This is a genomic window from Arthrobacter sp. ISL-72 (assembly GCF_018613755.1).
In the GTDB taxonomy this organism is placed as follows: Bacteria; Actinomycetota; Actinomycetes; order Actinomycetales; family Micrococcaceae; genus Arthrobacter.
This window is the reverse complement of record NZ_JAGGPP010000023.1, coordinates 110,227-124,575: the sequence shown is the minus strand read 5'-3', so window position 1 is coordinate 124,575 and position 14,349 is coordinate 110,227. Positions and strand designations below refer to the sequence as shown.

The window sequence follows — 14,349 nt, the reverse complement described above, 5'->3', positions numbered from 1 at the left end:
TTCGTAGCGGGGAAGGCCGCTATTCGGCGTCGTAGGCTGCCGCCAGCAGTTGCACTGCCTCCGCGAAGCTTGCACCCTGGGCCTTCGCGGCGGTGGCGAACTCAGCGGCGGCAGCGGTCAGCGAGGTCCAGGCTTCGTCCCTGGCGCAGATGATGGTGCCGCCCCTGCCGCGGGTGGCAACTACCCCTGCCGCTTCCAGCTCCTTATAGGCGCGGGCCACAGTGTGGGGCGCCACACCGAGTTCGGTGGCGAGGCTTCGCACGGCAGGCAACCGCGTGCCCGGGGCGAGGGCGCCGTTGTTCGCCCGCTCAATGATGTTCAGGCGCAGCTGTTCAAAGAGCGGCACGGAACTGGCCTGGTTCGGCCGCCAGGTCCCCGGAAATTCGTTGACGGCACTCACAGCCTGGACTCCCCGGCGCGCAGGGCCTCTTCCCCGCCGGCGAACTGGGCATCGTAGAGCCTGCTGTAGTGGCCATTGGCTGCGAGCAGCTGTTGATGGTTCCCGTGTTCAACGATTCGTCCGTGGTCCATGACGAGAATTAGATCAGCGTCCCGCACGGTGGACAAACGGTGGGCGATCACAAAGCTCGTCCTGCCCTGGCGAAGCCGCTGCATGGCCTGCCGGATCTGCACCTCCGTGCGCGTGTCCACCGAGCTGGTCGCCTCATCCAGGACCAGGATGCTGCGGCCGGCGAGCTGGGCGCGGGCGATGGTGATCAGCTGCCGCTGCCCGTGGCTCAGGGAGTCGCCGTCGTTGCCCAGCACCGTTGCATAACCGTCCGGGAGGGCCCTCACGAAGTGGTCCACCAGGGTGGTTTCCGCCGCAGCGAGGATGTCGGCGTCGCTCGCGCCGGGCCGCCCGTATTCGATGTTTTCCCTGATGGAGCCGGAGAACACCCAGGCATCCTGGAGCACCATCCCGATCATGGAACGCAGTTCATCACGTCCGCGCTCCGCGATGTCAACGCCGTCGATGGTGATGCGGCCGGCATGGAGCTCGTAGAACCTCATCAGCAGGTTCACCACGGTGGTTTTGCCGGCTCCGGTATGGCCAACGATGGCCACGGTCTGCCCTGGTTCGGCCGTGAAGGACAGGTCATGGACCACGGGCGCGTCCTTGCTGTAGCCGAAGGTGACGGCTTCGAACACCACCCGGGCGCCGGTGGCGCCGTCCGGGGACGGCGCTGAGAAAGACGGCGCTGAAAAAGACGGCGCTGAGAGGGACGGCGCTGAAAAAGACGGCGCTGCCACGGCCGGCCCCGACTCGGCCGGCCCGGCCATGCGCCCGGCCACGCGTCCGGCCGCACCCACCGGGGGCCGACGGCGGCTGCGGCGTTTCTTCGCGGGCTGTTCCGTTCCGTCCGGCGGAATTTCCGCAGCGTCCAGCAGCGCGAAGACACGTTCCGCGGACGCGATGCAGGATTGGATGAGGTTCAGCATGCCGCCAATCTGGCCGATGGGCTGGCTGAAGAGCCGGCTGAACTGGATGAAGGCCTGGACCCCGCCGATGGTCATGGCTCCGGCGGTAACCTGCAGGGCACCGACGACGGCCACTGCGATGTAATTGAGGTTGGAAACGAACACCAGCAGGGGCTGAACCGCACCGGATACGTACTGGGCGCGGGCGCTCGTCCGGGACAGCCTGTGGTTGCTGTCGGTAAAGTTTTCGGCGGCCATCGCCTGGCGGCCGAAAGCCTTGAGTACCTCATGCCCTGTGAAGTATTCCTCCAGGTGCGCGTTGAGTTCGCCCGTGGTGCTCCACTGCTCGGAAAAATGCGCGGAGGACTTCCGGGCAATCAGCACCGTGGCCACGGTGGACAACGGCACGGACACCAGTGCGATGACTGCCAGCAGCGGTGAAAGCCACAGCATCATGGACAGCGCACCGAGCAGCATCAGCACCGAAAGAATCAACTGGTTCAGCAACTGGTTCAGGGCCTGCGAGATGTTGTCGACGTCGTTGGTTGCCCGGCTGAGGACGTCGCCGCGCCGCTGCTCGTCGAAGTGCGCGGACGGCAGGCGCGGCAGCTTATCCTCCACCGCGGCCCGCAGGCGGTAGCTCACGCGCTGCACCGCAGTGGCGGTGACGGCTCCCTGCACCCAGCTGAAGGCGGAGGCGCCGACGTACATCACGGCCACGAGCAGGAGCAGCGAGGCCAGCTTCTGTTCGTTGAAGGTCCCGCCAAAAACACCTTCAACCACGACGTCGGTCGCGTCGCCCAGCAGCTTGGGGGACGAGACGTTGAGCGCCACAAAAGCGCATGTGGCCGCCACGGCGCCCAGCATCCGCCATTTGACGGGCCGCAGCAGTCCGAGCAGCCGCCGGCTGGTGGACCACGCGCCGGCACCACCGCCGTCGGCCGCCGTCGTACTGGTCATGACCTGCCTCCCAGTGCGAGCTGTGAAGCGGCGATTTCCCGGTACACCGTTGAGGTCCGTAGCAGTTCGCTGTGCGTCCCCTGGGCGACGAGTTTGCCTTTGTCCAGCACCAGGATGAGGCCGGCGTCGAGGATGGTCGCGATGCGCTCGGCAACGATGATGACCGTAGACCTGCGTGTGAGCGGAGCGAGCGCCTGCCGGAGGCGGGCGTCCGTTGCGTAGTCCAGCGCGGAGAGGCTGTCGTCGAACAGGTACACCGGGGCGTCGCGCAGCAGCGCCCGGGCGATGCACAGCCGCTGGCGCTGCCCGCCGGAAAAGTTCGTCCCGCCCTGACTGACCGGACTGTGGAGCCCCTGCGGAAGTGCGCGCACGAAGTCCTCCGCCTGGGCGGAGCGGAGCGCCCGGACAAGGTCGTCATCGCTGGCCTCGGGGGCCGCGATCCGCAGGTTTTCGGCCACGGTGCCGGAAAAGAGGTAGGCACGCTGCGGCACCAGCGAGATGCTGTTCCGCAGGAAATGAAGCGGAAGTGAGCGCACATTGTGGCCGCCGATCATGATGTCGCCGGAGGTGGCGTCAAGGAACCGCGGCAGCAGGTTCAACAGTGTCGATTTTCCGCTCCCGGTGGAGCCGATGATGGCGGTGGTGGTGCCCGGCGACGCGGTGAAGCTGATGCGGTCCAGTACCGGCGCCTCCGCGCCGGGGTAGGCAAAGGTGACGTCGCGGAACTCCACGGTGCCGCCGGCCGTGCGCTGAACGTGGGGCAGCCCTGCGCGGGAGATCACGGAGTCCTCGATGGCGGGGCGCGTGTCCAGGACGGCTTGGATCCGTTCGGCGCAGACGGCGGCGCGCGGCCCGGTCATCAGGACGTACATCGCCATCATGATGGCGATGAGGATCTGCAGTATGTAGGCGATGAAGGCCGTCAAGGAACCGAGCTGCATTTGGCCGGCCTGGATCCGGTGGCCGCCGAACCACACCACCGCCACCGAGGACAGGTTCACCACGATCATGATGAGGGGCAGCATGCCCGCCACCAGGAGCGCGGACTGCAGGTTGTTGCGGGTCAGCTGGCGGTTGACGACGGCGAATCGGCGCGCTTCGTGCGCTTGGCGGACGAACGCCCGGATGACGTTGGCGCCGATGATCTGCTCCCGGAGCACCCTGCTGATCCGGTCGATCAGGACCTGTCCCTCACGGTACAGCGGAACCATCCGCCGCACGATCAGGGACATGATGAGCACCAGTACGGGGATGATGGCCACCACGATGCCCGAGAGGACCACATCCTGGTTCAATGCCAGCACCACCCCTCCGACGCCCATGGCAGGAGCCGCGACGAGCATGGTGAAGACCAGTACGGCCAGTGCCTGGATCTGCTGGACGTCGTTGGTGGCCCGGGTGACCAGGCTGGGCACGCCGAAGCTGCCCACTTCCTGCGAGGACAGCACCTGGACTTTGGCGAACAGCTCCTGGCGCAGCTGGCGGCCAAGGTCCATGGCGACCGTGGCGCTCAGGTATCCGGCAGCCAGGGCGGCGGCGACCTGGACGGCGGCAATGCCGGCCATCCAGCCGCCCAGCTGAAGGATCAGGCCGGTGTTCCCCCTGACGATTCCGTCGTCGATGATGGCGGCGTTGAGCGTGGGCAGGAGGAGGTTTGCCGTGGTCTGGACGAGCTGCAGGACCACGATGGCCAGAACGGCCGGCCTGTGCGCGGCGAGCAGCCGCATCATCATGCCTCGGAGCACTGCACCTCCCCCCGCCGTGACGGCATGTTAGTCCCGTTTCCGCGCGACTGCGAAGATCCTCCGGAACGGATAGACGGTGCCGTGGGCAGTGGCAGGGTAGGCGTCCTTGAGCAGGGCGGAATACTCCGCTTCGAACTCCGCGGCCTCCGTCGGCCCAAGGGCCGACAGCACCGGCCGAAGCCCCGCTCCCCGCACCCATTCCAGGACCGGATCCGGTCCTTGGAGGACCTGCTGGTAGGTGGTTTCCCAGGCGTCCGCGTCACAGCCGGCGTCGAGCATAATGTTCAGGTATGCGGCGGGTTCAGCCACGGCGTCATCGTGCCGCAGGACATCCGCGAGGGAGCTCCTCCACCGGAGCGATTCCGCGAGCTGCCTCATCAGCACATGCGAGGGGGAGCTGAAATTCCCCGGAACTTGCAGGGCGAACCACGCACCGGGTTTAAGCGCCTCCAGCCAGCCGGCCAGCAGGGCAGGGTGGCCGGGCACCCATTGCAGTGCGGCATTGGACACCACAACGTCTGTGCTGTCCGAAGGCATCCACTCAGTGATGTCCTGCCGGGAGAACGAGAGGTTAGCGGACCGCGTCGCATGCTCCTCCGCCTTCAGCAGCATCTCGGCCGACGAGTCGATTCCCACGACCTCCGCGCCGGGCCAGCGCTCCGCGAGGGTGGCCGTCAGGTTGCCCGGCCCGCAGCCAAGGTCCACCACGTGGCGGGGATCGTCAGTCTGGACCCGCGCGGTGAGGTCAAAATATGGCCGGTCCCGGTAGTTGCCGAACTCCACGTACTTAGCAGGATCCCATTCCAAAGACGTCCTCCAATGGCTGGTGCTGTTGCCGTCAGGCCGAGCCTAGCCCGGCCCGGCCCCGCGACCAAGGAAGAACCACCCATTGGCGCCGGGCACTAAGCTTGAAAACAATGAAACTCGTTGAGCAGCTCCCTGTCCCGGCCGAACGTACCTCCAGCGGGACGGGCCACGATCCGGACGAGCTCTACACCCGCTTCGTCGAGTGGACAGAGAGCCGCGGCCTGTCCCTCTACGCCGCGCAGGACGAAGCCATCATGGAGCTGGCTTCCGGGGACAACGTCATCCTGGCCACCCCCACCGGCTCCGGCAAGTCCCTGGTGGCGATCGCGGCGCACTTCCAGGCCATGGCGCGCGGGGACCGGAGCTACTACACGGCACCCATCAAAGCCCTCGTCTCGGAGAAGTTCTTCGCGCTCTGCGACATCTTCGGCGCGGAAAACGTGGGAATGATTACGGGCGACTCCGGCGTCAACCAGGATGCACCCATCATCTGCTGCACCGCGGAAATCCTGGCCAACATCGCCCTCCGCGAAGGCGCCGGAGCGGACCTCGGCGCCGTGATCATGGACGAATTCCATTTCTATTCCGACCCGCAGCGCGGCTGGGCCTGGCAGGTTCCGCTGCTGGAGCTCCCGCAGGCCCAGTTCCTGCTGATGTCCGCCACGCTCGGCGATGTGAGCCGCTTCGAGGCCGGCCTCACCGAACTAACAGGGCGCCCGACGACGACTGTCAGTTCCGCTGAGCGTCCCATTCCGCTGCACTACTACTACGAGCAGACCCCTGTCCACGAGACCCTCGAGGAGCTGCTCTCCACCAAGCAGGTCCCCGTCTACGTGGTGCACTTCAGCCAGCTTGAGGCAATCGACCGGGCACAGAACCTGATGAGCATCAACGTCTGCACCCGGGAGGAAAAGGACAGGATCGCCGAGCTGATTGCCGGCTTCCGGTTTGCGGCAGGTTTCGGCAAGACCCTCAACCGGCTGGTGCGCCACGGCATCGGTGTGCACCACGCCGGCATGCTGCCGAAGTACCGGCGGCTGGTGGAGCAGCTGGCGCAGGCCGGACTGTTGAAGGTCATTTGCGGCACGGACACCCTGGGAGTAGGCATCAACGTGCCCATCCGCACCGTCCTGCTCACGGCCCTGAGCAAGTACGACGGCGTACGCACCCGGCTGCTGAACCCCCGCGAATTCCACCAGATCGCCGGGCGCGCGGGGCGGGCCGGGTACGACACTGCCGGAACCGTGGTGGTCCAGGCGCCGGAGCACGTGATCGAGAACGTCAAGGCAATGGCCAAGGCCACCGCCAAGTTCGGGGACGACCAGAAGAAGCTCCGCCAGGTAGTCAAGCGCAAGCCGCCGGAAGGCTTTGTGTCGTGGGGCGAACCAACGTACAACCGGCTGGTGGAGTCGGTCCCGGATCCGCTGACGTCAAGCTTCTCCGTCACGCACGCCATGCTGATGAACCTGATGGAGCGGCCCGGCGACCCCTTCAAGGCCGCCCGGCGGCTGCTCACCGAAAACCACGAACCCCGCAGTTCGCAGCTGCAGCTGATGAAGAAGGCCCTGGGCATCTACCGCGAACTGCTGGCCGCCGGCGTTGTCGAGCGGATCCCGCCGGCGGAGCAGGGGCCGGACGGCCGGACCGTCAGGCTCACCGTCCACCTGCAGGCCAACTTTGCACTGAACCAGCCGCTCTCGCCGTTTGCGCTGGCGGCGCTGGAGCTTCTGGATCCGGAGTCGCCGTCGTACGCCCTTGACGTCGTGTCCGTCATCGAATCCACGCTCGAAAAGCCGCGGCAGATCCTGTCCGCCCAGCAGAAGAAGGCCCGCGGCGAAGCCATCGCGGCCATGAAGGCGGACGGGATCGACTACGACCAGCGCATGGCCATGCTGGAGGACGTCACCTACCCCCAGCCGCTCGCGGAAATCCTGGGCGAGGCGTTTGAGGTTTACCGCAAGGCGGCGCCCTGGATCGGCGACTTCGAACTCGCCCCGAAATCCGTGGTGCGGGACATGTACGAGCGTGCCATGAACTTCGGCGAGTTTGTCCAGTTCTACGGCCTGGCCCGTTCCGAAGGCATCGTGCTGCGGTACCTCGCCGACGGCTTCAAGGCGCTGCGCCAGACGGTTCCGCAGGACGCCCTGCGCGAAGACCTTGAGGACCTGATCGCCTGGCTCGGCGAGCTCGTCCGGCAGGTTGACTCCAGCCTGTTGGATGAATGGGAGGAACTGACTTCGGGTGCCGCGCCGAGCCCACACGACGCTCCCCCGCCTCCCCCGCCGTCGCTGACGTCCAACATCAGGGCGTTCCGGGTGATGGTGCGGAACGAAATGTTCCGGCGCGTGGAACTTTTCGCCGACGAGGCAGCCACGGAACTCGGCGAGCTCGACGGCGGCAGCGGCTGGGATGCCGACCGCTGGGAAGACGTCCTGGACGACTACTTCGACGAACACAACGACATCGGCACCGGCCCGGACGCACGCGGGCCGGGCCTGCTCATCATCACCGAGGAACCCGGGATCTGGAAAGTCCGCCAGATCTTCGACGACCCCGCCGGGAACCACGACTGGGGAATCTCGGCAGAAGTAGACCTGGCCGCGTCCGACGAAACCGGCACCGCTGTGGTGCGGGTGACCGACGTGAACCGGCTGTAGTCGCTAGTAAACTCGAACAATGAGCGTAATCCGGCCTGCCACCATTGACGACGTCCCCGCAATCCTGCAGATGATCCGTGAACTGGCCATCTACGAAAAGGAACCCCACGCGGTCCGGAACACCCCGGAAATGCTCGCCGGGGCCCTGTTCGGCGAGAACCCGCGGGTGTACGCGGCGATGGCCGAAAACGAAGCCGGCGACATCCGGGGCTTCGCGCTCTGGTTCCTGAACTATTCAACCTGGGAAGGTGTCCACGGCATCTACCTTGAAGACCTCTATGTGACTCCGGAGGCCCGCGGCGAGGGCCATGGCAAGGCACTGCTGCAGCACCTGGCCGCCACCGCCGTCGAACGCGGTTATGCGCGCGTTGAGTGGAGCGTCCTGGACTGGAACGAACCCTCCATCAGCTTCTACAAGAAGCTGGGCGCGTTCCCCATGGAAGAATGGTCCACCTTCCGGCTGACCGGGGAGGCCCTTGAGTCCTTCGGTGCCGCGCGGGAGGCGCACGCCGTTGGCTGACCTTCCGATGACCGGACTCGCCGCCGTTGGCATGCTGGAAGCCGCGGACACTGTTGCCGCCGCGCTGGTTCCGCACACCGTCAAGGCGCGGCACGAATACCGCGGCATGCGCACCGCCGAGCACTATTTCGAGGTGCCGCTGGACCACTTCGGCGGCGACGGCGAAACGATCACGGTGTTCGCGCGGGAGTACGTCTCCGCCGACCACAGCGAGGAAGCGGCCGCCAAGCTCCCCTGGCTGCTGTACCTCCAGGGCGGCCCCGGCGGCCGCGGCAACCGGTTCCCTTCACTGGGCGGCTGGAGCAAGGCAGCGGCGCGGGACTTCCGCATCCTCATGCTGGACCAGCGCGGGACCGGGCTGTCCACCCCCATCGACCGCAATACCCTGCCACTCCGCGGGAACGACGCCGACCAGCTCACCTACCTGACCCACTTCCGGGCCGACTCCATCGTGGCGGATGCCGAAGCGATCAGGCACGCCCTGGGATCCGGTCCGTGGTCCATCTACGGGCAAAGCTACGGCGGCTTCTGCGCGCTCAGCTACCTTTCCTTCGCCCCGGAGGGACTCCGCGAAGTGCTCATCACCGGCGGACTCGCGCCGCTGACCGGCCCCGCGGACCGCGTTTACCGGGCCACCTTCGGCCGGGTCGCTGCCCGCAACGCCGAATACTTTCGCTGGTACCCCGAGGACCGCGCCGCGGTCAGCCGGATCGCCCGGCACCTGCGCACCACTGAGGAGCACCTGCCCGACGGCGAACAGCTCACCGTGGAGCGGTTCCAGATGGTGGGGTCGTTCCTGGGCGGAAACACCAGGGTGGATACCCTGCACCATCTCCTGGAGGACGCGTTCGTGCCGACGCCCGACGGCGAACGCCTCTCCGACGCCTTCCTGGAGCAGGTCCGCGGAATCGTCTCCCGCGCCGGGAACCCGCTGTATGCCCTCATGCACGAATCCATCTACGGCCAGGACGAGGCCACAGACTGGGCTGCGCTGCGGGTGCTTCAGGACTTCCCGGAATTCCGTCCCGACGCCGCCGAGCCGCTGCTGACCGGCGAGATGGTCTATCCGTGGTACTTCGAACAGGACGCAGCCCTCCGCCCGCTGCGGAACGTGGCGCAGCTGCTCGCCGAGAAGCCGGACTGGAAGCCGCTGTACGACCCGGGAAAGCTTGCAGCCAACACCGTTCCCGTGGCCGCCGCGGTGTACAGCGAGGACATCTACGTTGACCGGGATCTCTCCCTCGAAACAGCATCCGCAGTGCGCGGGCTCCAGGTCTGGGAAACGGCGGACTTCCACCATGACGGCATTGCCGACGACGGCGAAGGCATCTTCGGACGGCTGCTGGGAATGGTGCGCTCAGTCCGCGGCTGAGGGGGCCCGGCCTGGCTTCCTGACCCTGCCTGTTCTGACCCTGCTTCGCAGGACGGCAACGACAGCGGGGCCAGGACAACGCCGGCAACCGCGCCGCCTGCCAGGTTGAGTCCGGGGTAGCCTGCCCAGCTGAGAACGAGGCCCGAGACAGCGCCGCCCACGGCACCCGCTGCGCCCATCAGCATGTCCGAAACGCCCTGGACCACCACACGGTCTTCCTGGCGCACGCTTTCGGCCAGGAGCGTGGACCCGGAGATGCTCGCGGCGGACCACCCGAGGCCCAGGAGTACCAGTCCGACGGCCACCGCTGTGGTTGACCGCTGGCCCGCGCCGGCTACAGCCACTGCGGCGACCAGCAGGGTGAAGCCCAGCACGATGGTCTGCTTCCGTCCGCTCTTGTCCGTCAGCCACCCCAGCACGGGCGAAAAGGCGAACATGCCGGCAATGTGGAGCGAGATGGTGAAGCCGATGATGACCAGCACGTCCCCGGACGCGGTGTGACTGGCATGCGACGAGCTGCCTGGGCCGGCCACCAACTCCTGCAGGTGCAGGGGCGTCACGGACATAACAACCACCATGACCGCGTGTGCACCGACGATGGCGGCCAGGGCCAGGATGGCGGAGGGCGAGCCCCGGGCGGCACTGAGACCGCGGGCCAGGGCTCCGCTCCGGGTGCGGGCGGCCAGGTATGTTCCGGTTGCCGTCCCGGCCGCTGCGCTGTTTGCCGGGGCGGTCACCGAGCCGGCCGCCGACCCGATCGCCGGCCCGGTTGCTGCGCTGGTTGCCGCGCCTGCCGCGAGTTGCCGCGCGAACAGCAGCGGGTCGGGCCGAAGGCCGGCGAGCAGAAGGGCGCAGGCCAGCGCAAGGCCGACGGCCGAAATGATGAACGGACCGGCGATGGGCGGTAGACCTAGCGCCTGGCCCACCGCGGCGCCGGGCTGGATGAGGTTGGGCCCTGCCACTGCCCCTATGGTGATGGCCCAGACGACGGCGGACAAGGCGCGCCCGCGGTGTTCGTCTTCGGCGAGGTCCACCGCGGCGAAACGCGCCTGCAGGCTCGATGCCGTGCCAACGCCGACTCCGGCAGTGCCCAGGAGCAGCACTATGAAGTTGCCGGAGATCACGGCAGCCACGATGAGCACCGCGCCGGCGAGGGCTGCTGCCAGCCCTGTCACGAGGCCCGCCCGGCGGCCCCGGCGTTCCGCCAGCGACGCCAGCGGGAGCGCAGAGAGGGCAGCGGCAAGTGTCATGACCGTGGCCACGGAGCCAGCCCAGGCGCTGGAACCGGAGAGGTCGACTGCCAGCAGGGAGCCGATGGAGACGGTGGCGCCCGTACCGATTCCACTGAGCAGCTGGGCCGAACCGAGGAAAATCACGGTCCTCCGCTGGACGGACCGGCGTTGCAGGGGTGGCCGCTCTTCGTGGCGCACACCGGGCTCCCCCCCGGAAGTGTTTGCCATCTTCAGAGCATAGCCCTGCATGCCCACCGGCAGACAGTGCCGCGGGCCGGACGATTTGCCGCAAACGCAGGCAACCCCGGCCAACAAGGTGACCGGGGTTGTCTGGTGCGTGCTTGGCGCGGTGCGGGCCTTATTCGGCGTCGCTGAGGCTCTTGCGTGCGTCCTCTTCGAGACGGGCGTCCATCTTGGCCTGGGCGGCTTTCGAGCTCACCAGGCTGGCGATGACGGCGACGATGATGGTGCCCACGATGACAGCCAGGGACACGAAGGTGGGGATCTCGGGGGCCCACTCGATGTGGTGGCCGCCGTTGATGAAGGGGAGCTCGTTGACGTGCATTGCGTGGAGGACCAGTTTGACGCCGATGAACGCCAGGATGAAGGACAGCGCGTGCTTCAGGTAGATGAGGCGGTTCATCAGTCCGCCCAGCAGGAAGTACAGCTGCCGCAGGCCCATGAGGGCGAACAGGTTGGCGGTGAAGACGATGAAGGGGCTCTGGGTCAGGCCGAAGATCGCGGGAATGGAGTCAACAGCGAAGAGCAGGTCGGTCAGGCCGATCGTGACGAAGACGATCAGCATCGGGGTGAAGACCTTCTTGCCGTTCACAGTGGTGCGCAGCTTGCCGCCGTCGAACTTCTCCGACATCGGAATCACCTTGCGGAGCTTCGCGATCAGCGGGTTTTCCTTGTCCTCTTCGTCTTCACCCTCGTCCTGGGCCTGCTTCCAGGCAGTCCAGAGCAGGAAGGCGCCGAAGATGTAGAAGACCCAGCTGAACTGTTCGATAACGATGGCGCCCAGCAGGATGAAGATGCCGCGGAGGATCAGTGCGATGATGATGCCCACCATCAGGACTTCCTGTTGGTACTTCCGGGGCACCGAGAAGCGGGCCATGATGATGATGAAGACAAACAAGTTGTCGATGCTGAGGCTGTACTCAGTGACCCAGCCCGCAACGAACTGGCCGCCGAACTCAGGGCCGGTGAAGGCGAACATCGCGCCGGCGAACACCAGGGCGAGCGATACGTAGAACGCCACCCACAATCCGGCTTCCTTCATGGAGGGTTCGTGGGGGCGCCGGACAACCAGCAGCAGGTCGATCAGGAGGATCAGGCCGAGGACGACAAGGGAGCCGACCTCGAACCACACGGGTAATTCAAGCACAGGGTAGCCTTTCGCAGGGTACGGAACAGTGGTGTAAGTCTCTCCGGCCAGCCTGCGCACTTAGTGCTGAATTGGTAGCCCGCTACGCCCGGCAGGGCATCAATGCCATGCGTGTTGACGATCGTAGCGCTTGGGATACTCCCCTACGTGAGAACAACTTTACCCTAGGCATGGCCGGCAGCCTGCATCTGCCGGAGTTCCTTCTTCAGATCCCCCACTTCGTCGCGCAGCCGGGCCGCCAGTTCAAACTGAAGTTCGGCGGCTGCTGCATGCATCTGTTCCGTCAGCTGCTCGATGAGGCCCACGAGATCCTCGGCCGGGGCGGCCGCGAGTCCGTCCGCGCGAACGGTGGATGCGCCCTTGCCCTTGCCGCGCGTCTTCCCGGCCGTGGCGAGCAGTTCGCGGGTGTCGGCGTCCTCCTTTGCAAGCTGGTCGGTGATGTCTGCGATCTTCTTCCGAAGCGGCTGGGGGTCGACGCCGTTTTCCGTGTTGTAGGCCACCTGGATGGCCCGGCGCCTGTTTGTCTCGTCGATGGCGTGGGCCATGGAGTCGGTGATGCGGTCGGCGTACATATGCACCTGGCCCGAGACGTTACGGGCCGCGCGGCCGATGGTCTGGATCAGCGAGGTGGACGACCGCAGGAAGCCTTCCTTGTCGGCGTCAAGGATGCTGACCAGCGAAACCTCGGGCAGGTCAAGGCCTTCTCGGAGCAGGTTGATGCCCACCAGGACATCGAAGGTGCCCAGCCGGAGCTCACGGAGCAGCTCCACACGACGCAGGGTGTCCACGTCCGAGTGCAGGTACTCCACCTTGATGCCGTGCCCCAGGAGGTAGTCGGTGAGGTCTTCCGCCATCCGCTTCGTAAGTGTGGTGACCAGGACGCGTTCATTCTTGGCTGTCCGGGTCTTGATTTCGCCCAGCAGGTCATCGATCTGGCCCTTGGTGGGCTTGACCACCACCTCGGGGTCGATCAGTCCGGTGGGCCGGATGATCTGCTGCACGTAGCCGTCAGCCTTGCCCAGTTCGTACTTGCCGGGAGTGGCCGACAGGTAGACGGTCTGCCCCACGCGTTCGAGGAATTCATCCCATTTGAGTGGGCGGTTGTCCATGGCCGAGGGCAGCCGGAAGCCGAAGTCCACGAGGTTTCGTTTGCGCGACATGTCGCCCTCGTACATGGCGCCGATCTGGGGCACGGTGACGTGGGATTCATCGATCACCAGCAGGAAGTCGTCCGGGAAGTAGTCCAGGAGGCAGTGCGGTGCGGTGCCGCGGGCGCGGCCGTCAATATGCGATGAGTAGTTCTCGATGCCGTTGCAGAAGCCCATCTGCTGCATCATTTCAAGGTCATAGGTGGTGCGCATGCGGAGCCGCTGGGCTTCGACGAGCTTGTTCTGGCTTTCCAGTACCTGCAGCCGTTCAGCGAGTTCGTCTTCGATCCGCTTGATGGCACGCGCCATCCGCTCGGGCCCGGCCACGTAGTGGGAAGCCGGGAAGACGTACATTTCCTCTTCGTCCCGAATCACCTCGCCGGTCAGCGGATGCAGGGTGTGGATGTTCTCAATTTCATCGCCGAAGAATTCAATCCGGATGGCCAGTTCCTCGTACATCGGGATGATTTCGACCGTGTCACCGCGGACCCGGAACGTGCCGCGGTGGAAGTCCATGTCGTTGCGCGCGTACTGCATGGAGACAAACTTCCGCAGGAGATCATCGCGGTTCATCTCTGCTCCCTTGCGGAGCGTGACCATTCCGGCGATGTATTCTTCCGGGGTGCCGAGACCGTAGATGCAGGACACCGTCGCCACCACGATGACGTCGCGGCGTGTCAGCAGGGCGTTCGTGGCGGAGTGGCGGAGGCGTTCCACCTCCTCGTTGATGGAGGAGTCCTTCTCGATGAAGGTGTCCGTCTGGGCCACGTACGCCTCGGGCTGGTAGTAGTCGTAGTACGACACGAAGTACTCCACCGCGTTGTTGGGCAGGAGTTCCCGAAATTCGTTGGCCAGCTGCGCCGCGAGGGTCTTGTTCTGCACCATCACCAGCGTGGGCCGCTGCACCTGCTCAATCAGCCAGGCCGTGGTGGCGCTCTTGCCGGTACCGGTGGCTCCGAGCAGCACAACGTCCTTTTCACCGTTCCGGATACGTTCAGTGAGTTCAACGATGGCAGCCGGCTGGTCGCCCGCGGGCTTGAACTCGCTGATGACCTCGAAGGGAGCTACGACGCGGTTGATTTCCTGAGCAAGACTCATGAAT

General features: G+C 66.0%; 9 protein-coding genes and 1 pseudogene. 3 read left to right on the top strand and 7 right to left on the bottom strand.

From position 1 onward, the window contains the following. Positions 1-19: 19 nt before the first annotated feature. Genes J7I92_RS18470 through J7I92_RS18455 form a run of 4 tightly spaced genes read right to left on the bottom strand, consistent with a single transcriptional unit; the run spans position 20 to position 4,931 of the window. Complete coding sequence (locus tag J7I92_RS18470) at positions 20-400, bottom strand: GntR family transcriptional regulator (protein ID WP_214842910.1); 381 nt, start codon at positions 398-400, stop codon at positions 20-22. Next, positions 397-2,379, bottom strand: a complete 1,983-nt coding sequence (locus tag J7I92_RS18465; protein ID WP_214842909.1) for an ABC transporter ATP-binding protein — start codon at positions 2,377-2,379, stop codon at positions 397-399. The genes J7I92_RS18470 and J7I92_RS18465 overlap by 4 nt, the downstream gene beginning before the upstream one ends. Continuing rightward, positions 2,376-4,112, bottom strand: coding sequence for an ABC transporter ATP-binding protein (locus J7I92_RS18460; protein WP_214842940.1), 1,737 nt, complete (start codon positions 4,110-4,112; stop codon positions 2,376-2,378). The genes J7I92_RS18465 and J7I92_RS18460 overlap by 4 nt, the downstream gene beginning before the upstream one ends. Positions 4,113-4,151: 39 nt before the next feature. Continuing rightward, complete coding sequence (locus tag J7I92_RS18455) at positions 4,152-4,931, bottom strand: trans-aconitate 2-methyltransferase (RefSeq protein WP_214842907.1); 780 nt, start codon at positions 4,929-4,931, stop codon at positions 4,152-4,154. 110 nt (positions 4,932-5,041) lie between these two features. On the opposite strand from J7I92_RS18455, the gene J7I92_RS18450 reads away from it, so the two are divergent. From J7I92_RS18450 to J7I92_RS18440, 3 genes are read left to right on the top strand one after another with little or no spacing between them, the layout of a single operon-like run. Continuing rightward, positions 5,042-7,588 carry an RNA helicase gene (locus J7I92_RS18450; protein ID WP_214842906.1) on the top strand — a complete coding sequence of 849 codons (2,547 nt, stop codon included), beginning with the start codon at positions 5,042-5,044 and terminating at the stop codon, positions 7,586-7,588. 19 nt (positions 7,589-7,607) lie between these two features. Further along, on the top strand, positions 7,608-8,108 hold the full coding sequence (locus J7I92_RS18445) for a GNAT family N-acetyltransferase (RefSeq protein ID WP_214842905.1): 501 nt from the start codon (positions 7,608-7,610) through the stop codon (positions 8,106-8,108). 31 nt (positions 8,109-8,139) lie between these two features. After that, the gene (locus tag J7I92_RS18440) at positions 8,140-9,480 is read left to right on the top strand and encodes an alpha/beta fold hydrolase (RefSeq protein ID WP_214842938.1); all 1,341 of its coding nucleotides are present in this window, start codon (positions 8,140-8,142) and stop codon (positions 9,478-9,480) included. Between the two features lie 26 nt (positions 9,481-9,506). On the opposite strand, the pseudogene J7I92_RS18435 reads toward J7I92_RS18440, so the two are convergent. The 3 genes and pseudogenes from J7I92_RS18435 to uvrB form a co-directional block, all read right to left on the bottom strand. Then, a pseudogene (locus tag J7I92_RS18435) lies at positions 9,507-10,940 on the bottom strand (MFS transporter); the annotation flags it as partial. 130 nt (positions 10,941-11,070) lie between these two features. Further along, positions 11,071-12,099, bottom strand: coding sequence for a TerC family protein (locus tag J7I92_RS18430; RefSeq protein ID WP_214842904.1), 1,029 nt, complete (start codon positions 12,097-12,099; stop codon positions 11,071-11,073). 164 nt (positions 12,100-12,263) lie between these two features. Then, complete coding sequence (uvrB, locus tag J7I92_RS18425) at positions 12,264-14,345, bottom strand: excinuclease ABC subunit UvrB (RefSeq protein WP_214842903.1); 2,082 nt, start codon at positions 14,343-14,345, stop codon at positions 12,264-12,266. Positions 14,346-14,349: the final 4 nt, after the last annotated feature.